Annotated in this window: 20 protein-coding genes and 1 pseudogene; 13 read left to right on the top strand and 8 right to left on the bottom strand. The window is 66.2% G+C overall.

What is annotated here, in order from left to right; translation table 11 throughout:
• The first annotated feature begins 33 nt into the window (after window positions 1–33).
• From BLQ10_RS15975 to BLQ10_RS15935, 9 genes are all read left to right on the top strand, one after another.
• Entirely contained in the window at window positions 34–1326 is a 1293-nt protein-coding gene (locus tag BLQ10_RS15975) for a glucarate dehydratase family protein (protein ID WP_091563740.1), read from the top strand.
• A complete protein-coding gene (locus tag BLQ10_RS15970) occupies window positions 1320–2477 on the top strand; it encodes an L-talarate/galactarate dehydratase (RefSeq protein ID WP_091563739.1) in 1158 nt (385 codons plus the stop codon). Before BLQ10_RS15975 ends, BLQ10_RS15970 begins: the two co-directional genes overlap by 7 nt.
• Before the next feature lie 111 nt (window positions 2478–2588).
• On the top strand, window positions 2589–3503 hold the full coding sequence (kdgD, locus tag BLQ10_RS15965) for a 5-dehydro-4-deoxyglucarate dehydratase (protein ID WP_091563737.1): 915 nt from the start codon (window positions 2589–2591) through the stop codon (window positions 3501–3503).
• A gap of 11 nt (window positions 3504–3514) precedes the next feature.
• Window positions 3515–5146 (top strand): aldehyde dehydrogenase (NADP(+)), encoded by a 1632-nt coding sequence (locus tag BLQ10_RS15960; RefSeq protein WP_091563736.1) that lies wholly within the window; start codon window positions 3515–3517, stop codon window positions 5144–5146.
• Window positions 5143–6471, top strand: coding sequence for an enolase C-terminal domain-like protein (locus tag BLQ10_RS15955; protein WP_091563733.1), 1329 nt, complete (start codon window positions 5143–5145; stop codon window positions 6469–6471). Before BLQ10_RS15960 ends, BLQ10_RS15955 begins: the two co-directional genes overlap by 4 nt.
• Before the next feature lie 67 nt (window positions 6472–6538).
• Complete coding sequence (locus tag BLQ10_RS15950) at window positions 6539–7459, top strand: AEC family transporter (protein ID WP_091563731.1); 921 nt, start codon at window positions 6539–6541, stop codon at window positions 7457–7459.
• A 101-nt stretch (window positions 7460–7560) separates the two neighbouring features.
• The gene (locus tag BLQ10_RS15945) at window positions 7561–8688 is read left to right on the top strand and encodes an L-talarate/galactarate dehydratase (RefSeq protein WP_091563729.1); all 1128 of its coding nucleotides are present in this window, start codon (window positions 7561–7563) and stop codon (window positions 8686–8688) included.
• Window positions 8689–8698: 10 nt separating this feature from the next.
• Window positions 8699–9403 carry a FadR/GntR family transcriptional regulator gene (locus BLQ10_RS15940; protein WP_091563727.1) on the top strand — a complete coding sequence of 235 codons (705 nt, stop codon included), beginning with the start codon at window positions 8699–8701 and terminating at the stop codon, window positions 9401–9403.
• 173 nt (window positions 9404–9576) lie between these two features.
• The gene (locus tag BLQ10_RS15935; protein ID WP_254785607.1) at window positions 9577–10929 is read left to right on the top strand and encodes an MFS transporter; all 1353 of its coding nucleotides are present in this window, start codon (window positions 9577–9579) and stop codon (window positions 10927–10929) included.
• A 66-nt stretch (window positions 10930–10995) separates the two neighbouring features.
• Here the strand turns inward: BLQ10_RS15935 and BLQ10_RS22805 are convergent, their stop codons facing one another.
• Both BLQ10_RS22805 and BLQ10_RS15925 read right to left on the bottom strand, forming a co-directional pair.
• The gene (locus BLQ10_RS22805) at window positions 10996–11307 is read right to left on the bottom strand and encodes a hypothetical protein (RefSeq protein ID WP_254785606.1); all 312 of its coding nucleotides are present in this window, start codon (window positions 11305–11307) and stop codon (window positions 10996–10998) included.
• Window positions 11308–11597: 290 nt separating this feature from the next.
• Window positions 11598–12068, bottom strand: coding sequence for a MarR family winged helix-turn-helix transcriptional regulator (locus BLQ10_RS15925; RefSeq protein ID WP_091563725.1), 471 nt, complete (start codon window positions 12066–12068; stop codon window positions 11598–11600).
• A gap of 81 nt (window positions 12069–12149) precedes the next feature.
• Here BLQ10_RS15925 and BLQ10_RS15920 point away from each other — a divergent pair, with 81 nt between their 5' ends.
• Window positions 12150–12860 carry a hypothetical protein gene (locus tag BLQ10_RS15920; protein ID WP_091563723.1) on the top strand — a complete coding sequence of 237 codons (711 nt, stop codon included), beginning with the start codon at window positions 12150–12152 and terminating at the stop codon, window positions 12858–12860.
• A gap of 36 nt (window positions 12861–12896) precedes the next feature.
• On the opposite strand, the gene BLQ10_RS15915 is transcribed toward BLQ10_RS15920, so the two are convergent.
• Complete coding sequence (locus BLQ10_RS15915) at window positions 12897–13664, bottom strand: SDR family NAD(P)-dependent oxidoreductase (protein ID WP_091563923.1); 768 nt, start codon at window positions 13662–13664, stop codon at window positions 12897–12899.
• Window positions 13665–14511: 847 nt separating this feature from the next.
• Between BLQ10_RS15915 and BLQ10_RS15905 the strand changes: the two genes are divergently transcribed.
• The gene (locus BLQ10_RS15905; RefSeq protein ID WP_091563718.1) at window positions 14512–14814 is read left to right on the top strand and encodes a DUF4193 domain-containing protein; all 303 of its coding nucleotides are present in this window, start codon (window positions 14512–14514) and stop codon (window positions 14812–14814) included.
• Window positions 14815–14845: 31 nt separating this feature from the next.
• On the opposite strand, the gene BLQ10_RS15900 is transcribed toward BLQ10_RS15905, so the two are convergent.
• Genes BLQ10_RS15900 through BLQ10_RS15890 form a run of 3 tightly spaced genes read right to left on the bottom strand, consistent with a single transcriptional unit; the run spans window position 14846 to window position 18305 of the window.
• On the bottom strand, window positions 14846–17071 hold the full coding sequence (locus BLQ10_RS15900; protein WP_091563716.1) for an FtsX-like permease family protein: 2226 nt from the start codon (window positions 17069–17071) through the stop codon (window positions 14846–14848).
• The gene (locus BLQ10_RS15895) at window positions 17068–17781 is read right to left on the bottom strand and encodes an ABC transporter ATP-binding protein (RefSeq protein ID WP_091563714.1); all 714 of its coding nucleotides are present in this window, start codon (window positions 17779–17781) and stop codon (window positions 17068–17070) included. Before BLQ10_RS15895 ends, BLQ10_RS15900 begins: the two co-directional genes overlap by 4 nt.
• On the bottom strand, window positions 17778–18305 hold the full coding sequence (locus BLQ10_RS15890) for a PadR family transcriptional regulator (RefSeq protein WP_091563712.1): 528 nt from the start codon (window positions 18303–18305) through the stop codon (window positions 17778–17780). The genes BLQ10_RS15895 and BLQ10_RS15890 overlap by 4 nt, the downstream gene beginning before the upstream one ends.
• Before the next feature lie 597 nt (window positions 18306–18902).
• Here BLQ10_RS15890 and BLQ10_RS15880 point away from each other — a divergent pair.
• A complete protein-coding gene (locus BLQ10_RS15880; protein WP_091563921.1) occupies window positions 18903–20426 on the top strand; it encodes a M1 family metallopeptidase in 1524 nt (507 codons plus the stop codon).
• A 130-nt stretch (window positions 20427–20556) separates the two neighbouring features.
• On the opposite strand, the pseudogene BLQ10_RS15875 reads toward BLQ10_RS15880, so the two are convergent.
• Window positions 20557–21036: pseudogene (locus BLQ10_RS15875) on the bottom strand (LLM class flavin-dependent oxidoreductase); the annotation flags it as partial.
• Window positions 21037–21203: 167 nt separating this feature from the next.
• On the opposite strand from BLQ10_RS15875, the gene BLQ10_RS15870 reads away from it, so the two are divergent.
• Window positions 21204–21866 carry a DUF3841 domain-containing protein gene (locus BLQ10_RS15870; protein WP_175558654.1) on the top strand — a complete coding sequence of 221 codons (663 nt, stop codon included), beginning with the start codon at window positions 21204–21206 and terminating at the stop codon, window positions 21864–21866.
• A gap of 146 nt (window positions 21867–22012) precedes the next feature.
• Here BLQ10_RS15870 and BLQ10_RS15865 read toward each other — a convergent pair whose 3' ends face one another.
• Window positions 22013–22684: a glycoside hydrolase family 16 protein gene (locus BLQ10_RS15865; protein ID WP_254785620.1), complete on the bottom strand. Its 672-nt coding sequence runs from the start codon at window positions 22682–22684 to the stop codon at window positions 22013–22015.
• Window positions 22685–22747: the final 63 nt, after the last annotated feature.

Genomic DNA, 22747 nt, shown 5'->3' with positions numbered 1-22747 from the left:
GCCCCGGACCACTAAGCCAGGAGTATCAGAGCCGTGAACCACCCAGCCAGCCCCGCCGGACCCCACCGGATCAAGGAGATCACCATCACTCCGGTGGCATTCAAGGATCCTCCCCTCCTTAATGCAGTCGGCGTGCACGAGCCGTTTGCGCTGAGGGCCATCGTGGAAGTCACCACCGACACCGGAATCTCGGGCCTCGGCGAATCCTACGGGGATGCCCCGCACCTGGAGCGCCTACGGCTGGCCGCGGGGGCCTTGACCGGGGCGGATGTCTTCAACATCAACGACATGCGGCGCCGGGTCATCACGGCCTTGAGCGCCGATACCACGGTGGGCGGGCACGGGATGTCCGGCATGGTCACCGGCTCCAGCACACCGGACCGGGTGCTTTCACCGTTCGATGTGGCATCCCTGGACATCCAGGGAAAAATCCTCGGGCGTCCCGTGAGCGACCTGCTGGGCGGCGCTGTGCGGGACGAAATCCCCTTCAGCGGCTACCTTTTCTACAAATGGGCCGGGCACCCCGGCCACGAGGCAGACTCCTGGGGAGCGGCGCTGGATCCGGAAGGCATCGTCCGGCAGGCCCGCCGGATGGTGGACGACTACGGCTTCACAGCCCTCAAGCTCAAGGCGGGCGTATTTCCGCCAGAGGAAGAAGTGGCCGCCATCAAGGCACTCCGGGACGAGTTCCCGGACCTCCCGCTGCGGATCGACCCCAATGCCGCCTGGACCGTGGAGACCTCCATCCGTGTGGGCAAGGACCTCGACGGGGTGCTCGAGTATCTCGAAGACCCCACACCGGGTCTCGCCGGCATGGCGGAAGTGCGCCGCAACGTGTCCATGCCGCTCGCGACCAACATGTGTGTGGTCAGCTTTGGCGACGTGCCTGGGTCCGTCGAAGCCGGGGCCGTGGACGTGATCCTCTCGGACCACCACTTCTGGGGCGGCCTCCGGCGGTCCCAGGCCCTGGCGGGCATCTCAGAGACATTCGGTTTGGGGCTGTCGATGCACTCCAACTCGCACCTGGGCATCAGCCTGGCCGCCATGGTCCACCTCGCGGCGGCCACCCCCAACCTTGACTATGCGTGCGACACGCACTGGCCGTGGAAGGAACCCGACGAGGATGTCATCGTGCCGGGACCCCTGGTGTTCCGCAACGGAGCTGTCGGTGTTCCCACCGCGCCGGGGCTCGGCGTCGAGCTGGACCGCGAAGCCCTGGCGCGGCTCCATGAGCAGTACCTGCGCTCCGGCGTGCTCAACCGTGACGACACCGGCTACATGCAAAGCCTCCACCCCGACTATGCACTGGAATCCCCACGATGGTGAATGACCGCATTACTTCCGTCAAGGTTTCCCTGGTGATCCTGCCCCTGCTAAAGCCGGCCAGTGACGCCAAGGTGCTGACCGGGAAGCAGAAGCCGCTCTCCGAAGTGGCGTTCCTGTTCGCGGAGATCACGTCCGAGGAGGGCCACGAAGGCGTCGGCTACAGCTACGCCCTGCGGGCGGGTGCGCCGGCGCTGTACGCCCACGCCCGGGAACTCGCTCCTGAACTGATCGGCGAGAACCCCAACGACGTCCAGCGGATCTGGAGCAAACTGGCTTGGCTGGGCCAGTCCGTGGGCCGCAGCGGGGTCACCGCGCAGGCGGTCGCCGCCTTCGATGTGGCCCTGTGGGATCTGAAGGCCAAGCGCGCCCGGCTGCCCTTGGCGCAACTCCTCGGCGCGCACCGGGACTCCGTTCCCTGTTACAACACCTCGGGCGGCTACCTTTCGACGCCCATCGATGAGTTGATCACCAACGCCCAGGCGTCCCTTGCCGCCGGGATCGGCGGGATCAAGATCAAGGTCGGCCAGCCTGACCGGCGGCTGGACCTCAGCCGCGTTGCTGCCGTCCGGTCGGCGCTGGGAGACAACGTCCCGCTGATGGTCGATGCCAACCAGCAGTGGAACCGCACCACGGCAATCCGAATGGGGCTCGCCCTTGAGGAACATGGACTGACTTGGATCGAGGAGCCCCTGGATGCCTACGATGCCGCCGGCCACGCCGAACTCGCCCGCCAGCTCGCGACGCCCATAGCTACCGGCGAGATGCTCACGGGTACCTCCGACCATTACGAGCTCATCCGGCGTGCCGCCGTGGACTTTATCCAGCCCGACGCCCCACGGGTCGGAGGCATCACGCCGTTCCTGAGGATCATGGCGCTGGGAGAACAGGCAAAAATGGCCATGGCGCCGCACTTTGCGATGGAAATCCATATCCACCTGTCGGCCGCCTACGAACTGGACGCATGGGTGGAGCACTTCGACTGGCTGGAACCGCTCTTCGACGAGCGCCTGGAGATCCGCGGCGGACACATGTATGTGCCTTCGCGCCCTGGCCTGGGATTCAGCATCAGCGAACAGGCCCGGTCCTGGACGGTCACGACGGACAGGTTCACGGAGACCCGCCAGCTGGCCCCGCATCGCAGCAATGCATAAAGGGTATCAGCCCATACATAAATAGGCTTAGACAGACATAGAACCACTGCCTAGGCTGAAAAGGAACCAACACCACGCGCCCATCACGGCGCTCACCCGGAGGACCATACCGTGGCAAAATACACACCCCAGGAACTGGCGAACGTCCTCAAGGACGGCCTGCTCTCCTTCCCCGTCACCTCGTTCGATGCACAGCTGCAGTTCGATGAGGAAAACTACCGCAAGCACCTCGCCTGGCAGGCCAGCTTTCCCGTAGCCGGACTCTTCGCGGCAGGCGGAACCGGAGAAGGCTTTTCGCTGACCCCGGTCGAATCCGAGCGCGTGGTCCGCGCCGCCGTCGAGGAAGTCGGCAGCATCGTCCCGGTTCTCGCGTCCGCGGGCGGCTCCACCGCCCAGGCCATCGAAAATGCCCAGGCCGCGGAAGCCGCCGGCGCCGAAGGCATTCTGCTGCTCCCGCCCTACCTCACCGAAGCGGACCAGGGCGGCCTGATCGAACACGTCAGCGCCATCTGCCGGTCCACCTCCCTCGGCGTCATCATCTACAACCGTGCAAACGCGATCTACAAGGACACCACGGTCGCCACGCTGGCCGACCGTCACGAGAACCTGATCGGCTTCAAGGACGGCGTCGGCGACCTCGAGCACGACGCCCGCGTTTACGCCAAGCTCGGCGACCGCCTGTTCTACCTCGGCGGCCTCCCGACGGCGGAGACCTTCGCCCTCCCGCTGCTGCAGCTGGGCATGAGCACCTACTCCAGCGCCATGTACAACTTCGTGCCCCAGTTTGCCCTGGACTTCTACCAGGACGTCCGCAATCAAGACCGGGTCGCCGTCAACAAGAAGCTCAATGAGTTCGTGATCCCGTACCTCGACATCCGCGACCGGGTAAAGGGCTACTCCGTCTCGATCGTCAAGGGCGGCCTCGACGCGATCGGCCGTTCCGCCGGCGGAGTCCGTCCGCCGCTGCAGAACCTGGCACCCCAGGACCTCGCAGACCTCAAGTCCCTCATCGCCACCGTTTCCTAGGAGGACGCACCGTGACACTCACCGGACGCTCACTCATTGCCGGCCAGGCCGTCGCCGGGGACGGCAAGACGGCATATGCCTTCAATCCCGTCACCAACCTCCAGCTCGAACCCGGCTACACGCTGCTCACCGAAGAACAGCTGAACGACGCCACCGTAGCGGCCGCCGCGGCCTACCCCTCCTTCAGCACGCTCGACCCGGAAACCCACGCCCGGTTCCTCGAGGCCATCGCCGAAAACATCGAGGCGATCGGCGAGGAGCTCGTCACCCGCGCTGGCCTCGAGACCGGGCTGCCGGCCGCAAGGCTCCAGGGCGAGCGCGCGCGCACCACCGGCCAGCTCCGGCTCTTCGCCGGCGTCGTCCGCCAGGGTGACTTCCGCGGCGTCCGGATCGACCCGGCGTTGCCGGACCGCGCTCCCCTGCCGCGCGCCGACATCCGCCAGCGGCAGATCCCGCTGGGTCCCGTCGCCGTTTTTGGTGCCAGCAACTTCCCGCTCGCCTTCTCGACGGCGGGCGGCGACACGGCCTCGGCTCTCGCCGCCGGGTGCCCGGTGGTCTTCAAGGCCCACAATGCGCACCCGGGCACCGGCGAACTCGTCGGCCAGGCCATCGCCAAGGCCGTCCGCGACACCGGGCTGCACCCCGGCGTGTTCTCGCTGATCTACGGGCCGGGCAGCAGCATCGGCCAGGCCCTCGTCGCCGATCCCGCCATCAAGGCCGTCGGATTCACGGGCTCGCAGTCCGCCGGCATCGCCCTGATGCGCACCGCCGCCGCCCGGCCGGAGCCCATTCCGGTCTATGCGGAAATGTCCTCGCTCAACCCGGTCTTCGTCTTCCCCGGCGCCATCGCCGGCAACGCCGGAGAAATCGACGCGCTCGCCCGGCAGTACGTTGCGGCCGTCACGGGCAGCTCCGGTCAGCTGTGCACCTCCCCCGGCCTCTTGTTCGCCCCTGCCGGTGCGGCCGGCGACGAATTTGCCGCCGCCGTCGGCCGGGCCGTGTCCTCCTGCGCCGGGCAGACCATGCTGACCGAAGGCATCGCCGGGTCCTGGAACGCCGGCGCCGAAGCCCTGGGCTCCGCCGAGAACGTCAGCGTCGTCGGGCAGGGCGCCGAAGGGGCGACGAAGAACTCCCCGGCCCCCGCCATCTTCGGCACCGGCGTCGCCGACTTCGTGTCCAACCCCGTGCTGCACCAGGAAATCTTCGGCGCCGCCAGCCTGGTGATCCGTTACTCAACCACCGAGGAACTCGTTCACGCCGTCAACCGGATCGAAGGCCAGCTCACGGCCTCCCTGCAGCTGACCGAGTCGGACTACCGGGCGGCGGCACCGCTCATCCCGGTACTGGAGCAGAAGGTCGGCCGGATTATTGTCAACGGCTGGCCGACCGGCGTCGAAGTAGGCCACGCCATGGTGCACGGCGGCCCGTTCCCCGCCACATCGGACACCCGGACCACCTCCGTGGGCACGTTGGCGATCAACCGGTTCCTGCGGCCCGTCGCCTACCAGAACCTGCCGCAGGAACTGCTCCCGGCGCCGCTGCAGGACCCAAACCCCTGGCGGCTGAACCGCCGGATCGACGGCGTCGTTCAAGCCGCTGCGGCAAAAGAGGCAGCACCAGAGAAAGCAGAGGTCAACGCGTGAGCACGCAGCCCACCATTGCGCACGTTGAAGTGGTCCCGGTCGCCGGGCACGACAGCATGCTGATGAACCTCAGCGGCGCGCACGGCCCGTTCTTCACCCGCAACATCGTTCTCATCACCGATTCGGACGGCCGCACCGGCCTCGGCGAAGTGCCGGGCGGGGAGAAGATCCGCGCCACCATCGAGGAGGCCGGCGCCTTCCTGGCCGGCCAGCCTGTGGCCCGCTACCGCTCCCTGCTGCGGGACGTCGCGGCGAAGTTCGCCGACCGCGACGCCGGTGGCCGCGGTCTGCAGACCTTTGACCTGCGCACCACCGTCCATGCCGTCACCGCGGTCGAATCCGCCCTCCTTGACCTGCACGGACAGTTCCTCGGAGTTCCGGTCGCCGAATTGCTCGGCGACGGCCAGCAGCGCAGCTCGGTGCCGATGCTCGGCTATCTGTTCTTCATCGGCGACCCCGGCCGGACGGATTTGCCGTACCTGGTGGAGGACGCGCCGGCGGACCGGTGGGAAAAGCTCCGCCGGCAGGAAGCCATGACGCCCGAAGCCGTGGTGGCCCTGGCCGAGGCAGCCCAGGAACGGTACGGGTTCAGCGACTTCAAACTCAAGGGCGGCGTGCTCTCCGGCGACGCCGAGGTGGACGTGGTGACCGCCCTGGCCAAGCGTTTCCCGGAGGCCCGGATCACCCTTGATCCCAACGGCGCCTGGCTCCTGGACGAAGCCATCCGCCTGGGCAAACGCATGCAGGGCGTTGTGGCCTACGCCGAAGACCCCTGCGGCGGGGAAGGCCGCTTCTCCGGACGCGAGGTCATGGCCGAATTCCGCCGTGCCACCGGGCTGAAGACCGCCACGAACATGATCGCCACCGACTGGCGCGAAATGTCCCACGCCATCCGCAGCAACGCCGTCGACATTCCCTTGGCGGACCCGCATTTCTGGACCATGCACGGCTCAGTCCGGGTGGCGCAGATGTGCGCCGAGTTCGGGCTGACCTGGGGATCGCACTCGAACAACCACTTCGACATCTCGCTCGCCATGTTCACCCACACCGGGGCGGCCGCCCCTGGCGAGATCACGGCGCTGGACACGCACTGGATCTGGCAGGACGGCCAGGGGCTCACCAAGGACCCGCTGCAGATCAAGGACGGTGCGATCAAGGTTCCGGATGCTCCCGGCCTCGGCATCGAGCTGGACCGCGACGCCCTGGACAAGGCCCACCAGCTGTATCTGGAACACGGCCTGGATGCCCGCGACGACAGCATCGGCATGCAGTACTACGTTGACGGCTGGTCCTTCGACCCCAAGCGGCCCTGCCTCGTTCGATAGGGATTGTTCGATAGGAATCCCACCTCCGGCTCCCCTGGCGGCAGGCACCTGACACGAAGGACCAAACTTGGGCGGCGTTCTCACCGGCATACTAATTGTCGCCTCCGTCATCGCCGTCGGATATCTCACGGCCCGACTGCGGATCCTCGGACCGGAAGTCCAGGGCGCCCTGACCCGCACCGCCTTTTACGTCACCAACCCGGCACTGCTGTTCACAGTGGTGGCCGGAAGCGATATCCGGGCTGCGCTCGGAACGGATGCCCCGCTGGCGCTGCTCTCCGCGGCGGCAGTGGGGCTCCTCTATTCCCTGCTGAGTTTTCTGTTCTTCCGCCGGCCGGTGGCGGAGACAGCCGTCGGTGCGATGGCCAGCAGCTACGCGAACGCCAACAACATCGGGATCCCCGTCTCCCTCTACGCCGTGGGAACAGCCCAGCACGTGGCGCCCGTCCTGTTGGCGCAGATCCTGGTCCTGGCGCCGGTTTATCTGACCGTGCTGGGCCTCGCCTCGGGGTCGAAGATCTCCTGGCAGAAACTGCTGCTCCAGCCGTTCGCCAACCCCATGATCATCGCCTCCGGCCTGGGCGCAGCGGTCGCACTGACCGGCTGGACTGTTCCAGAACTGCTGCTGAAACCGATCGACATGCTCGCCGGCGGCGCCGTCCCCATGGTGCTGCTGGCTTTCGGACTGTCCCTTGCAGGCAAAGCCCCGCTGCAAAAGGGGGACGGGCGCACTGAATCGCTCGTCGCCACCTTCCTGAAGATCGCCGGCATGCCGGTGATCGTCTGGGCCCTGGGCCGCTTCGTCTTCGGCCTCGAGGGGCAGCATCTGCTGGCCATCGTGATCATGGGGGCGCTGCCCACGGCCCAGAACGTCTTCCTCTTCGCATCCCCTTACCGCTGCGGCGTGATCGTGGCCCGGGACGTCATCCTGTGCACCACCCTGCTCTGCTCCGGCTCCTTGCTGGTCATCGCCTGGCTGCTTGGCTGATTGTGGCAAACCACGGAAATCAACACTTGTTATACAAGTAGCTTGCTTGTAGCCTAAGTTGAGCGGGGCGGAGTTGCCTCGCAGGAACTTCAGGGAGAACCATGACCAGCGTTGATCTCATCCGCCACGTAAAGCTGTCTACGGCCAGGCTTCCGCTCGCCGTCCCGATCAGCGACGCGAAAGTGTTCACCGGACGCCAGAAGCCGATGACCGAGGTCGTGTTCCTTTTCGCCGAAATCACCACCGAACAGGGACACAGCGGAATCGGCTTCAGCTACTCCAAGCGTGCCGGCGGGCCGGCCCAGTACGCGCACGCCAAGGAAGTTGCCGAGGGCATCATCGGCGAAGACCCCAACGACATCGGCAAGCTCTACACCAAGCTGCTGTGGGCCGGGGCTTCCGTCGGCCGCTCCGGCGTGGCCACCCAGGCGTTGGCCGCAATCGACATCGCGCTCTACGACCTCAAGGCCAAGCGCGCCGGCCTGCCGCTGGCCAAGTTCCTGGGCTCCTACCGGGACTCCGTCCAGACCTACAACACCTCGGGCGGCTTCCTGAACGCCTCCCTGGACGAGGTCAAGACCCGCGCCACCGTTCTCCTGGACGAAGGCATCGGCGGCATCAAGATCAAGGTCGGCCTGCCGGACACCGCCGAGGACCTGCGCCGCGTCGCCGGCATCCGCGAGCACATCGGCTGGGACGTTCCCCTCATGGTCGACGCCAACCAACAGTGGGACCGCGCCACCGCCCTGCGGATGGGCCGCCGGCTGGAGGAATTCAACCTCGTCTGGATCGAGGAACCGCTCGACGCCTACGACTTCGAAGGCCACGCGGACCTCGCCCGCGCCCTGGACACCCCCATCGCCACGGGCGAAATGCTGGCCTCGGTCGCGGAGCACAAGGGACTGATCAACGCCAACGGCTGTGACATCATCCAGCCCGATGCGCCGCGCGTCGGGGGCATCACCCAGTTCCTGCGCCTCGCCGCCCTGGCCGACGAGCGCGGACTCGGCCTTGCCCCGCACTTCGCCATGGAAATCCACCTCCACCTCGCCGCCGCCTACCCGCGCGAACCGTGGGTAGAGCACTTCGACTGGCTCGATCCGCTCTTCAACGAGCGTCTCGAAACCAAGAACGGCCGGATGCTGGTCCCGGACCGCCCCGGGCTCGGCATTTCCCTCAGCGAGCAGGCACGCGCCTGGACCGCAGAGTCAGTGGAATTCGGCAAGTAACCTTGAAGCCATGAGCCGGAACCTGACCGCGGACCTCGCAAGCGATCTTCGCCGCCGCATCGTCGACGGCGTCATTGCGCCGGGTGCGAAGCTGCCAAGCGAAAACACCCTGATCAGCGAATTCGGCGTCAGCCGCACCGTGGTCCGCTCGGCCCTGACCCGGCTGCAGGTGGAGGGACTGGTGGAAACCGAACGTGGGCGGGGCAGCTTTGCGCTGACCCCGCCACCGGACGGACCGCAGCAGTCCGCCGGGAGCCGCCCGGTGGCCAGCCTGGAAGACCGCCTGTGGCAGCTGGAGTTCCGCATCGCGGTGGAGTCCGAGGCCGCCTCCCTCGCCGCCCGCAACCATACAGACCGGCAGCTGAAGGCTGTGCAGAAGGCATTTGAAGACTTCATGGAGAGCGCAGCGCACCCGGCACACGCCATGAAAGCTGACTACGAGTTCCACCGGGCCATTGCCGCAGCCTCCGGAAACCCCTTCTACTCCGACTGCCTCGCGTCCCTGGGGCAGACCATGATCGCGATGCCCCGCGCCCGGCTGGTGGGCGGCGGCGAGCACTATGCGCGCGAGCACTTTGATCAGGTGGTGCAGGAGCACCAATCAATCGTCGCCGCCATCGCGGAGGGCGACGGACCGTCGTCGTCGGCTGCAATGCGGAGCCATTTGGCAAACTCCCGACGCCGGCTGCGCGCCGCCGCTCCCGGCAACGGCTGACCCTGGTTTCTGGCCTCCGGCGGGGACCTCAAGTCCCTCAAGGTATCCAGCGATGCAAATTATGTGTTGGACGGGCATTACCGGCGCCGAATAAAGTGGAGAATCGCTGTGGCGAGGGCCACAATCACCGCCCGCCCGGCCGACCAGCTTCGCCAATTCAAAGGAAATTCTCCATGCAGTCTGTAGACAACGCTGTCACGGACGTGGCTTTTGCCACGAAAAAGTTCTTCAAGCGGGTGCTGCCTATCATGCTCGTCATGTTGGTCTGCAACCAGCTCAACCGGTCCAATATCGGCTACGCCCAGGAGCATCTGCAGGCGGACGTCGGCATCGGCGCTGCCGCCTACGGGTTCGGGGCCGGGCTGTTCTTCATCGCGTACGCAATCTTCGAACTTCCCAGCAACGTGATGATGGAGAGGTACGGCGCCAAGGTCTGGCTGGCCCGGATCATGGTCAGCTGGGGCATCGTCTCCTTTCTGATGGTGTTCGTGCAGAACGAGACCATGTTCTATGCCCTGCGGTTCCTGCTGGGCGCCGCGGAAGCCGGGTTCTTCCCCGCCGTCATCTTCTACTTCGCCCGCTGGGTGCCTGCCGGGCAGCGGGGCAAGGCAACGGCGATCTTCATCGCGGGTTCCTCGGTCGCCGCCGCGCTCTCCGGCCCGATCGCCGGAATGCTGCTCAGCCTCCACGACGTCCTGGGGCTCCGCGGCTGGCAGTGGCTCTTCGGTTTCGAAGGATTGCTCTCCGTCGTGGTCGGCATCGCCGTGTTCTTCATCCTTGACGCCAAGATCAAGGACGCCAAATGGCTGACAGCGGGCGAAAAGTTGGCTCTCACCGCGGCGATTGCGGACGAGGACGCCCAGCACGCCACCGCCGCGAGCGGGAAGATCAACCGCTGGAAGATGCTCCTGAACCCCCAGATTCTCCTGCTCTGCGGCATCTACTTCTCCGTGCAGCTCTCCATCTACGCCAACACCTTCTGGCTGCCCAGCATCGTCAAGCAGATCCCCGGGACCACGGACCTGAGCGTCGGGTTCCTCTCCGCCATCCCCTGGGTCTGCGCCGTGATCGCCATGTACTTCGCCGCCAAGTGGCAGGACAAAGCCAAATCCAAGCGGCCCCTGCTCGTGGCTGCGCTCCTGGTCGCCGCGGTCGGCACCCTCGCAGCCGCCGTCGCCACCCCGGTACTGGCCCTCGTGTTCCTGGCCATCGCCGCCATGGGATTCAAGAGCGCGTCACCGTTGTTCTGGACCATCCCCCAGTCAGGCCTGCACCCCATCATCCTGGCGCCGGCCATCGCCATCATCAATTCCCTGGGCAACCTCGGTGGCTTCGTGGCCCCGTTTGGATTCGGCATCATCAAGGAGCAGACCGGCAGCGTCATACCGGGGCTCTTCGCCCTCGCCGCTGCATCCACAATCGCCGCCGCGCTCGTCTACTTCCTCAAGGAGCGCAAGACCGAAACCGCGGCGGAGCCCGTGGCTACGCCTGAGGACGCTTCGCCGTACGTCGTAGCCGTCAAGTAGTCCGGACGCGGAAAAGGAAGGCAGGCACCCTAGGGGCGCCTGCCTTTCCGTCGCCCCATGCCGCCCTCAGTGACTCTTGCGTGCTTCCTGCAAGTGCCGGTCGAGCTTTTCTTCGGCTTCGCGGCGTCGCTGACCGACAATGCGAAGCTGTTGAGTGATCGGATTTCCGTAGCCATCAACGTCGCGGTGATGCGTGCCCTTCATACGCTCGGCGCCGGAGGGCAAGGTCGCCCGCGGTTCAGTATTTTCGCCCATATCGAGATGATCCCACAGTGCCCGCCGGCTGAAAAGAACTGCGGTTTCTACGAAGAATTGATAATCACCGTCGGGTGCGCCGGGAACGTATTTCTGCTGGTGTGCTTCGCGGTCCGGGACCATGTCCGGCCGTGAGCAGGGCGTGTCTCATGTCCGCGGATGGGCTCAGTCGAGGGGGCTGACCACGGCCGCCGCCGCGTCGGCCGTTCGCCCGGTGCTGCAGTACCGACGAAGCGCTCCGGCTCCTCGCCTCCTGGGCCGCGACCGAGAACGTCTCCGAATCCGCTCGAGCCACCGCCCGCGGCGTGTAGAACAGTGCAAGCCGTCGAGCCCAGCAGCGACAGCTTGCCGGAAGCAACGTCCCCCTGAAAGATGGCGCTCAACTCGCAGCCCGGGTCAGTCCGCGGGTGGCTTCACTGCACAGTCGTGTCCCGATGAAGGTCCGTGTCGAGGGCGTGGGCGCTGGCCAACCTGGCGAGCAGGCTCCCCAGCTGCGCCGACTGTTCGCTGGTGAGCGGGGCCAGGAGCTCGGCTTCATGCCGTTCGGCGATCCCGCGCAGCTTTCCCAGCGCCTTCATGCCCTCGTCCGTCAGCCGAAGCTCGTAGTTCCGCCGGTCGGTGCTGCTGCGTTCGCGAGTGACCAGGCCTCGCGTTTCCAGCGAGTCGATGAGTGGGACGACCCGGCTCGGCACCGCCCCCAGGCGGTCGGCCAGGGACCGCTGGCTCAGCCCGGGGGTGCGGCCCAGCAGGCGGAGGACGCCCGCGTCGCTCGGGGTCAGCCCGAGCTCGCGTGTGCGCTCTGCGAAGCGTGCCGATGCCAGCGCGCCGAGCTGGGACAGCAGGAAAGCTGTTCGCTTCGACCGCGACGGATCCGGTGAGTCCATGCCCCAATATTACGCTATTGACAGAATCATTCAACAGGTGAATCATTTTTGTTGTGACGTAATTATCGGAAAGAAGCGATCATGACTGACCTATCCCCCCACCACACCTTTCCAAGGACACGTTCCGGCGGTCCCAACCCTGGCATTCTGGCGGCAGTGAGTCTGGGACTCACGGTCGGCGGCCTGCTCAGCAGCGCGATCCTCACTGGCGGCCAGGCGTTCGTCTCACCGTTCGCTCCTGCCGGCCAGGTCGCGGCATATTTCCACGGGAACCCCGATGCCGTGCGGTTCGCCAGCTTGTTCCAGTTCGGTTCAGCGGTACCGCTGGGTATCTTCTCGGCCACAGTCTACGCCCGGCAGCTCCGGCTCGGCGTGCGCGTCCCCGGGCCCGCGATCGGTTTCTTTGGCGGGGTCACCGCTTCGGTTTTCCTCATGCTCTCGGCCGCCGTCGGGTGGGTCCTGAGCCGCCCGGAAATCACCACCGACGTGACGCTGACACAGGCGCTGTCGTTTCTCGCGTTCATCACCGGTGGCGTCGCCTTCGTCGTCGGACTGGGGCTCCTCGTCGCCGGAATCGCCGTTCCCGCCCTAATCCTGCGCTTCGTGCCGCGCTGGCTGGCCGGGGCAGGCCTCGTCATCGCAGCCTTGTCCGAGCTGAGCTTCCTCTCCATGGTGATCGAACCGCTCCAGTTCCTGCTGCCCATCGGGCGGTTCGGCGGACTCCTCTGGCTTGTCGCGGTCGGATTCCTGTTGCCACGGAGCCGGGCTGCAGCCAATCGACAGGAACCCTGAGGGCCCGCTTGATCCATGGCTTGTTCGTTCCGTACTTCAGAAAAGCGTTACGCCGGTGAGTTCGGCGAGTTTGTCCGTGAGCCTGTCCTGGAAGTCCGTGTCGGTGACCTCCGGTGCAGGTTTCCGCATCCTTCGGTGGTGCCAGTAGTTGCCGGAGACCAGGGCGGCCGGGTCATCGCTGACGGCGAGCCAGCTCTGAGTGTCATGGCCCATGGCGAGGTCGTCAGGGGCCCCGGCGCCGCCCATCTTGGTGGGGACCCAACCGGGATCAACGCAGTTGCTGAGCACGTGGGGCCAGTGACGGGCAATGGAGGCGGAGAGCGCGGTCACGTGGAGCTTGCTCTCGGCGTAGGCCACGCTGGCGTTCCAGCGCCGTTCAGTCCAATCGATGTCCTGGAGGTTGCCGCTGGCACCGTGGTGCATGCCGCTGCTGACGTAGATCAGGCGGTGGGGCCGTTCGATGAGTGCGGTGAGCAGGTAGGGGGCGAGAACATTGACGGCCAGGGTGCGGGAGTGTCCCTCCGGGGTCGCGACGCGCCCCGACGCGAGGTAAACGCCGGCGTTATGGATGATGGCGTCCATCGGTCCGTGCGCATTGACCTGTTCGGCGAGGTCCCGGGTTTCGGCGGCACTGCTGAGGTCACCAACGACGACGCCGGCCGCTTGCGGAGCGAGGTCATCGAGAGCGGCCGCTCGTGCCCTGGTGCGGGCGTGCAGCAGGACCTCGTGGCCTTCGTTCAACAGCGTCCGGGCGGTGGCCAGGCCCAGTCCGTCGGTCGACCCAGTGATGAAAATGCGAGCCATGGGGATGGTCACCTTCGTGGTTCTGTGTGCGTCCCGGCCACCTCAAGCGCCTGACCCCGGCAACGGCACGCCGCGTGCCCAAATCGACACGCGGTCGCCTGCTCCGTTTCGCCTAAGTTGCATCCCCGGACAAGCGGACGAGCCCGGCCCGATCCGCGCGGCCATAGTGCACTCGTTCAGTGGGACGATGATGCAGGAGGGTTTGGCGGGCGCCTGGGCGGAGCGCGGGCGCCCGCCCAGCGCCTGGCCTTGAGGGCTGCGTGGGCGTTTCGACACCCGCGGCTTCCGCCCGGACGAGTGTCAGATCGGGTCGGCGGCTCCGGGCAGCCTCCTCCCGGAGAGCGATCAGGTGTGCGGCCAGTGCAACTTCCGGTCGGCCCGGGTTGGCCTGCAGCAAACGACACAGCTGATCCCGTGCACGGGCCTGTCCCGGCGCGGAATCGGACAGCACGGCGGCGATGATCTCGGCGGCCTGCAGGCGTATCCCCCGTACCCTGCTGCCCTCCGGCTCGCTTTCCCACGCGTCCGCGGGCGGATCCTCCTGTGAGTGTTCCGCACGGGACGACAACTTGATGGACATTTGCCTAATCCTTTGTTCCCGTTCCGGCAGAGCCCGGAACCGGCCACGATCCCTGAAGCCATACAAACTTGGAGCAAATGGGGCGGAAGACCGTGAAGCCACTCTACAACGGGAAAGACCGGTCGGTCTTGGATCGTGCGCGAATCCTGCCCAAACCTTGCCGCTGACGCCGCGCGGAATTGATTCTGCCCACGGCTGCGGAACCACCGCGGGATGCTGTACGTTGCACTGAGCCTAGTCAACACTCGAGAAATGAGAACAAGCCACGTGGCAACCGACTACGACGAAGTCCGCTCGGACGTCAAGGAATCCCAGGAGAACTCCCTGGAAGCACTGCAGTCCGCTAACGCACCGGACGCCCGCAGCGTCGTCCAGGAACTCGACGAGGCCGACGGGCTGGACGGGGCCGGAGTCCCGGGCGGCGAGTTCATCGCCGAAGAGCTGATCGTTCAGGTCATCCCGCAGGCCGACGACGAGTTCACCTGCTACTCCTGCTTCCTGGTCCGGCACCGCTCCCAGGTCGCCCGGCAGACGGGCGCCCAGGTCTACTGCACGGACTGCGAAGGATAAGCCTGGGAGGTCTCCTAAGCAGGTTGTGATCTCACTCGGATCGGGTGGCCGTGATGGCGGTGTTGGAGCGGACAAGTCCGAAGGTAGCTGCCACTGCGGCCAGTGCGAGCAGGAGACTGAGGGACAGGGCGGCATAGTATTCGGGGCCGGGCCACGTGATGGTCCGCCCCCGGCCGAATGAAATGATCATCAGCCATGCCACGAGGAATCCGAGCCCGACGGACAGCAGAAGCACGGCCAAAAGGGGAACAGCGGCCTCCCGGACGATGACCCTGCGAAGAACCGCCACGGGCATGCCCATCAGCCGCATCAGGCCCAGCACGCGTTTTCGGTCCAGGATCGCGGCCGCGGTGGACGCAGCCAGCGAAATTCCGGCAATGACGACGGCGACGAAGACACCGAGATAGGCAAGGGCCGACAGGCCCTGGATGAGCCGGGTGCTGCCCATCGTCGCGAGGTCCGCACGGGAGGTGGCAGGCGTGGCAGTGACTCCGGATGTGTTCAATGCGGTGCGCGCCCGGTCAAGCGCCTCAGCCGTCCCGTCGGTACCGACCACCAACACAACCGGAGCCAGGCCGGCCAAGCTATGGACGGGCGCGGCCGTGAGAGCGACCGGCGTGGTGGTCCAGGAGTTCAAGAACGACGTATCGAAGGCCGCGACTTGCTCCGCGAGGGTCTCCCGGAACCCGAGCGATGGGGCATCCTCGGCCGGAATGTAGATGTCCATGTCCTCCCCCCGCCCGAGGGCGGCCCGGGCATAGCCGACGGTGACGTCGCGGATGCCCGCAACTTCCTGGATGTTCTGAGCGACGGACGACACGTGGCCAGGCGTGAAACCGGGCGCCACCAACGCGTAGACGCTCGTGGGCAGGAGCAGCCCGGGACGGGCCTCGGGCGCATCTATGGTTTCAATAGCGCTGACTCCCCCGGCGAAGACAGAGACCATGAAGGCGGCAATGACCAGCCCGGACACCGACCGGAAGGTGGCAACGGGGGTTTGGCGGATTCGGCTGGCGGCGATGACTGCGGCGGCGCTGCGCGCCCGGTGCAGGCCGATGGTGCTGACCATCCGGGTCAGCCATGGGCCAACGGTGACGACGCCGACGGCGGTCAGCGCGAACCCGCCGATCAGCAGCGGAGATGTCCACGGATTGCCGTCCGTGTCGACCTTGGCCAACACGGCCCCGAAGGCCATGCCCGCCAGTCCGGCCAGCAACGGTCCGGCCCGCCACAGTGTGGGGGTTTTCTCGTGCATGGCCCGCGTGACTCCGAGCGGGCCAATTCCGGTCCTGGCATTACGCCTGGCGGCGACCAGCGCGCAGGCCGCCACCACGAGCACGACTGCGGTCCCCGCGAATCCCGCGCCAAAGGTGAAATCGGCCAGGAACACTCTGGTGCCGTCGACGGGGACCTGGGCTGCGGCCGGCCTGAATACGACCGCCAGGACGACGCCGAGCAGGGCACCGGCCAGGCTCGGGATGGCCGTCTCCACGGCTGCCATGCCGGAGATGAGCCGAGGCGACGCACCGATGAGGCGAAGGGTGGCAAAGCGTTCCCGGCGCTGGGCAGCGCCCAGACCGGTCGCAATGCTGACCAGCAGCAGCACCGGGAAGAGCACCGCGATTCCGCCAACCATCAGCGCCGTGCGGTACAAGCTTGCGCTCTCACCGTAGGGATTGGGGGTGAAGTCCGTTACGAGCATTGCCGCCGGGCCTTGGCGGAGCTGGGCCTCCGAGACGCCGGTGATGACCACCAACGCGTCCGGCCCCGGCAGGGCGGAGTCGTCGATGACGCCTGCGAACTGACCGTACCGGTCCCCCAGCTCCTCAGCCGGAGTCGATTCGATCAGTCGCTGCAGGGCGGGCGAGGCGTAGTACTGTCCCGGAGCCGGCGGGGCGCCGATGCCTGGAATCTTCACGGTGGTTGTGGGGAGGGCCGCGATGTCGCGGTGATTGATGAGCTGGTCGCGGAAGATGTCCCCCGGGAATCCCAGCAGAATCTTGTCCGGTGCCAGGGGTATCGGCTCCGGACGTCCGTTGGCGGTGAGTCCGTCGGCTGCCAGCGGAACGGTGACCGGGGTTTGGCCCATTTCGCGCAGCCAGGCACCCCGCGCGTCCCGCTGGGCCAGCCCGTTCGCTGCACTCCACAGCAAAAGCACCAGGCAAACGCCGATTGCCACGCCGCCACCGATGCCGGCCATTCGACCCCACGAGGACCGGCTGCCAAGCAGCGCCATTTTCAGGACAGCCGGATTCATGCCGCGACCCGGTGGCCAGCGGAGATGCTTCCATCAAGCACGATTATTTCCCGGTCGGCATATGCGGCGGTCCGCGCGTCATGGGTGATAAGCACCACGGTCGTACCCGCTTCCCGGACAAGGTCCAGCATCAGCGTCAGGACGTTCTCGGCCGCCAGGGAATCCAGGGACCCCGTGGGTTCATCGGCGAACAACACCGCAGGAGCGGTCACCAGGGCACGGGCGATGGCCACACGCTGGGCCTGTCCTCCAGAGAGCTCTCCGGGGAGTTTGGCGGTGAATCCGTCCAGCCCGAGTCGTTCGAGCAATTCCTTGGAGCGCTGGCGGGCTTCAGCCCGTTTGGTGCCGCCCAGAAGCAAGGGAAGGCTCACGTTGTCCAGCGCCGTGAGCTCGGGCAACAACTGGCCGAACTGGAAAACGAAGCCGAAGTCGGTCAGCCGCAGCCGGGACCGTTCGGCCTCACCCAATCCGCTGATATTGACGGGAGCCTGCCCGCGGGGCGCATAGGCCACGGTGCCGCGGATCGGGGCAAGGATTCCGGCCAGGCAGTGCAGCAGGGTGGACTTGCCCGATCCCGACGGCCCCATGACGGCGAGCACTTCGCCGGCGTGGACGTCGACGTCGATACCGCGCAGCGCCTCGGTCTGCCCGAACCCGTGGTGGACGCCGCGGGCACTGAGGATGGGTGAAGTGGTGTCGATGGTGCTCATGCGCTCTGGAGTTCCTTTTTGAGTTGGGTCAGCCGGGCGCTGGTCAGCTCGATCCAGCGCAGGTCGGCCTCGATGTGGAAGAGGCCGTGGTCGCACAGCAGCACCTGCAGCAGATCGCCGTCGCGCTTGAGACGGGTCAGTTCGCGCATCCGGGCCATGTGCTCCGCGCGCTGCACATCCAACAACCGGTCGGCGTCGTCGTCGAGCAGCAACGCGATCACGGTCTTGGCGAACAGCTCGCTCTGCATGGTCTCGGAGGGCACGTCGGCGGTGAAGAGCCACTGCCGCACCTTGTCCCTGCCGGCAAGGGTGATCTCATACTTCTTGCGGTCCGGACCACCGCCGCTCTCCTCCCCCAAAGCCATGATCAGTTCGTCCCGGAACATTCGGGCCAGCGTGGAATACACCTGCCCGAATGCCAAGGGTTTCTGAACGCCGAAATAGCGGTCATAGGAATGCTTCAGGTCATAGCCATAACTGGGCTCCCGGCCCAGCAGCCCCAGAAGGGCAAGCGTGTTGTTCACCCCCCCATCTATACACTCAGTACATAGTTGCGTCCAGTTCCTGCACCGAAGCTGCCGGCCGTGTCGCGACGGGCAGCCAGCGAGGCATACCGCAGCGATGAGGACTTGTACACCTTCCTCGCGCTGTGCGGGGGCCTGCTGATCTTGGGGGGCATCTTCCTGGTTCTCGCCAGTATCTTCCGCGCCCTTCGCACGATCGACAACCTGAATTCATCAGCGGTCGGGTCATCGCGGGGCGGCGGCCAGCCAATCCTCCGAAGGGGTCACGGATTGATTCCACCCGGCGAGGGCTGCGATGCGCGGCGTGGGCCGTGACACGTCGCCGGAGATGGGTGCCAAGGTTTTCCAAAGTTGCTGTGGGGATTATGGGCGACATTCCACAACTGTGTTGGGGGCGTGGTCGTTACTTCCCAGGCCGAGGTCGTTATTCTTCGGGCGTCGAGTCGAAGCCATTTCAGGCGGGCGAGACGCTCACCCCCCGGGGCCCCGAGAAAGGCCCATGATGATCGGATACCAAATCTTGGTCGACGGAACGAAGGTCGGCTTCGAGCGGACGGCGGGAGGAAGCCAATGATTGGGCAGCAGTTTAACTGGGCAATGCGGCGTACAACGATCGCCGTCGTGCTGGTGGTGGTCGCCAGTGTCGGCGCAATCAGCGGGACGGCGCAGGCCGCCCCCGCCCACGACGGGTCCCGCTACTCAGCGGGCGCTCCCGGCAGCGGCGACGAGTACTTCCCGTTCGCCGGCAACGGCGGGTACGACGTACTGCACTACGACCTCGCCCTCCGCTACACGCCGCCGACCAATCCCGCGGTGCTCACGGGCCGCCTCAGCGGCGTAGCGACAATCACCCTCCGCGCGAAGCAGAACCTGCGGTCGCTCAACTTCGACCTGCGCGGCCTCGGCGTCACGTCGGTCCAGGTCGACGGCAAACCCGCCAAGTGGTCCCAACTGCAAGACGACGCGAACCGCATCTGGGAACTCACCATCGGCCTGCGGCCAAAGCTCAAGGCGGGACAGACGACGACGATCGTCGTCGAGTACGGCGGGATCACCGGCCAGCCGCTCGACACCACCGGGGCCCTCTATGGCTGGGTCACCACCGCAGACGGCGCGATGGTGGTCAACGAGCCCGAAGGCGCCGCGACCTGGTACCCCGTGAACGACGATCCCGAAGATAAGGCAACCTACACGTTCCGCATCACTGTGCCGGCCGGGAAAACGGCGGTGGCGAACGGGCTGCCCGTCGGCCGCCCGGCGACCAAGGCCGGGTGGACGACATGGAAGTGGAAGGCCTCGGACCCGATGGCCAGCTACCTGTCGACGGCGACCGTCGGTGACTTTGCCTTGTCCCACGAGGTAGGTCCGCACGGGCTGCCAATCATCAACGCGATCGATTCGGGCGTGACGGGCGCGGCCCTGGCGCAGACGAAAGCGTCTCTCGCGCTGCAGCCGAAGATGATCGGGTTCCTGGAGGGCCTGTTCCGGCGGTACCCCTTCGAGGCGTTCGGCGCGATTGTCGACGACGATTCGGTCGACTACGCGTTGGAGACGCAGACGCGGCCGGTCTACTCGCAGGCCGCGGACGAATACACGGTGGTGCACGAACTCGGGCATCAGTGGTTCGGCGACGCGGTGAGCCCGTCTGACTGGAAGGACATCTGGCTGAACGAGGGCTGGGCGACGTACATCGAGTGGCTGTGGGCTGAGCACCAAGGCGCGGCGACGATGCCGGAGCAGTTTGCGGACGCCGTGGCGTACCTCGATGCGAACAACCGCTGGGCGCTCAACATCGCTGACCCGGGCCGCGACAACCTGTTCGTGGGCCAGGTCTATGTCCGGGGTGCGGCGGCCCTCCACGCGCTGCGCGCGAAGATCGGCGACGCGGCGTTCTTTGCGGGCGCCCGGTTGTGGCTCAGCCGATACAACGACTCGACGGCGACGACGGAAGACTTCGAGGCCGTCATGGAAAGAGCTTCGGGTCAGCAACTCGACGCATTCTTCGACGACTGGCTGCGCGAGGGCGACCGCCCCGCGATGCCGCAGCTCTCAGTGGCGAAAGATTCCGTGACTCAGGGAACGGCTCGGCACTCGGTTTCCCAGGACGCGGCGAGGAAATAGCTCTCGCTTCTGGCCGAAATGTTGGGGGCCAGCGCCCGCGTCACTGCCCCAACGAGGGGCGGACCTCGCGGGAAATCGACTCGAGCAGCCGGACGTTGAAGTCCACGCCAAGCTGGTTGGGGACGGTGACCTGCGGATTGCCCCTGGCCATGCCCGCGCCGGAGATGGCGGCCCGGAAGCGCTCGGCGTGCCGGCGGGCCATGTCGGCGCCGGACTCGCCCTCCGCCGGGCGGTGCCCGAAGGCTTCGTAGCCGGCGAGCACCGATTCGGGCGAACCCCGACTGACCCCCAGCTGCAGGCGGCTGCCGCTGATGAGGTCGACGGCGGCGGCCTCCTCGGCCATATAAAGCGGGTTCTCGTACCGCATGTCGATGACTCCGGTGCCCATCTCGATCCGAGAGGTGCGGGCAGCAATCGCAGCGAGGAGCGGGAACGGCGAGGCCTGCTGCTCGGCAAAGTGATGGACCCGGAAGAACGCTCCGTCGACGCCGGCTTCCTCCGCGGCCACGGCCAGCTCAATCGCCTGCAGGAGCGCGTCCCGGGCGGAACGCACGCGCGAACCCGGGACGTCGCCCCAGTGGCCGAAGGACAGAAAACCGATCCGTTTCATAAGAGTTCACACTCTCTCATGAGAACTCAGACTTTCGGAAGTGAGACCGGGCCAAGGAGCGCTTCGGCTCACGACGGGCTCGACCGGCGGTCGCTTCCTTTGCATGTAGGCGCCGGCTGTAGATCCACTTGCCTTCGAGTGTCGGTGCCCTCAGCGATGATGGTCCTGTGCCGACCTTTCCAATCACAAAAGCCCGTGCAGCCGACGCCGTTCCCAAGGGCAGAATCGGCTACGACGCCTCCGCAGACCGGCTCTTGCTTCATACGATTCAGACCGAGGAGGCGGTGGACGCCCTGCTGACGACCGGCGTACTGGTGCCAGACAACTCCCTCGCCGAGCCCTTGTACGTCGACGCCTACGCCTGGATGCTCCAACAGATGGCTAGGAAGCTCTCCACCGTGGGTGACGGAGCGCTCTGGTTCTGGGCCAAGATCAGGCGTCAGGACCTGGTGGACTGCTGCAGGCGTTCTGAGGGAGGCGTTCTTTTAACGTGCAAGGTGGCTCGGGCACGGGCGCTGCTCTCGCACTTTAGCGACTGGCATCAGGTTCTGAACGAGAGTCCGCTTGCCCCGGATATTCCAGGCGAAAGCGATGAAGAATTGGACGCCCGCCTCAATCGTGTGTTCGACGATTTCGAGGTCCGGATCCGGACGGCAGGATCATGGGGGTTGGGCCGCTCGCACTGGCCGGAGGACCTGAAGGCCGAAGTCGAGCAGGGCTGGGAGACCATCCTGGAACCGGGCAACTACGGCCGTTTCGGGGCCTGGCAGGCCACCATGCACGAGCTGCGCGCCGACGATGTCGTGGAGGCGGTGAGGCTCGAACGCTGATGAGTCGCTTAGGACCAAAGCGCCGACAACCAAGGAAGTGTCTAACTCTTATGGTGTGACTGTCAGCGTGTCGAAGGTGGCCGTCAGGCGCAAGCGCCCTGCCCGACGTGCAGCCCAACATGGCAATTGGCCTGGTGAGCCGGGGGCTAGCGGTAGACGCGGATCCAGTCGACCTGCATCTGGCTGGGTAGCGTGGCGGTCCCGTCCGGGAACCAGTCCAGCTGGATTGTTTGGTGCATCCCGACGGTGGGCTGGTGTGCCGGGTCCGTGTCGGTAAACCATTGCACGCCGTCGATGTAGCCGGTGATCCCGGACGGGGTCCACTGGACCGCGTAATTGTGCCACTGCGTGGTATCGATCGGCTGCGCTGTCTGAGTCTGGAAGTTCGAGCCGCTGCACGCGTAGTGCAGGAAGAACTTGATCCTGGACGTGTCGGAAGTTCCTTCGGCGTAATCAACCTCCGCACAGTTGGGGGACGTGTTGTTGTTCGGCCAGAGGATCAGGACTGGGTGGTATTTCGGATCCCGGGCGCTGGTCTTCATCCGGACTTCCCAGCGTCCGTATTGCTGCTGGGCAAACTTGGCTGACATGCCGCCGGTAGTGCCCGCCGAGTCGCCGCTTACGGTAACAACGCTGCCGTCCACGGACCAGGCGTTCGGACTCCGGATCCCGTTGCCCGCATGTCCCGGACTGTTGTAGACGCCCCACTTCAACGGATTCGGCGCGCCCGTGTAGGAAAACTCGTCCCCGGCAACTACCGGTCCCCAGCCGAAGACGACGGCGGCCTGGGTACCGTCGGGCGCCTGGGCCGGGTCCACCGTGATCGTGCGGGAGGGCGTGACCGCGTCGGGGCTGACCCCGTTGGTCGCGGCAACCGTGAA

This window comes from Arthrobacter sp. ok362, from assembly GCF_900102785.1.
Lineage (GTDB): Bacteria > Actinomycetota > Actinomycetes > Actinomycetales > Micrococcaceae > Arthrobacter.
This window is presented reverse-complemented; position numbering and strand designations above follow the sequence as displayed.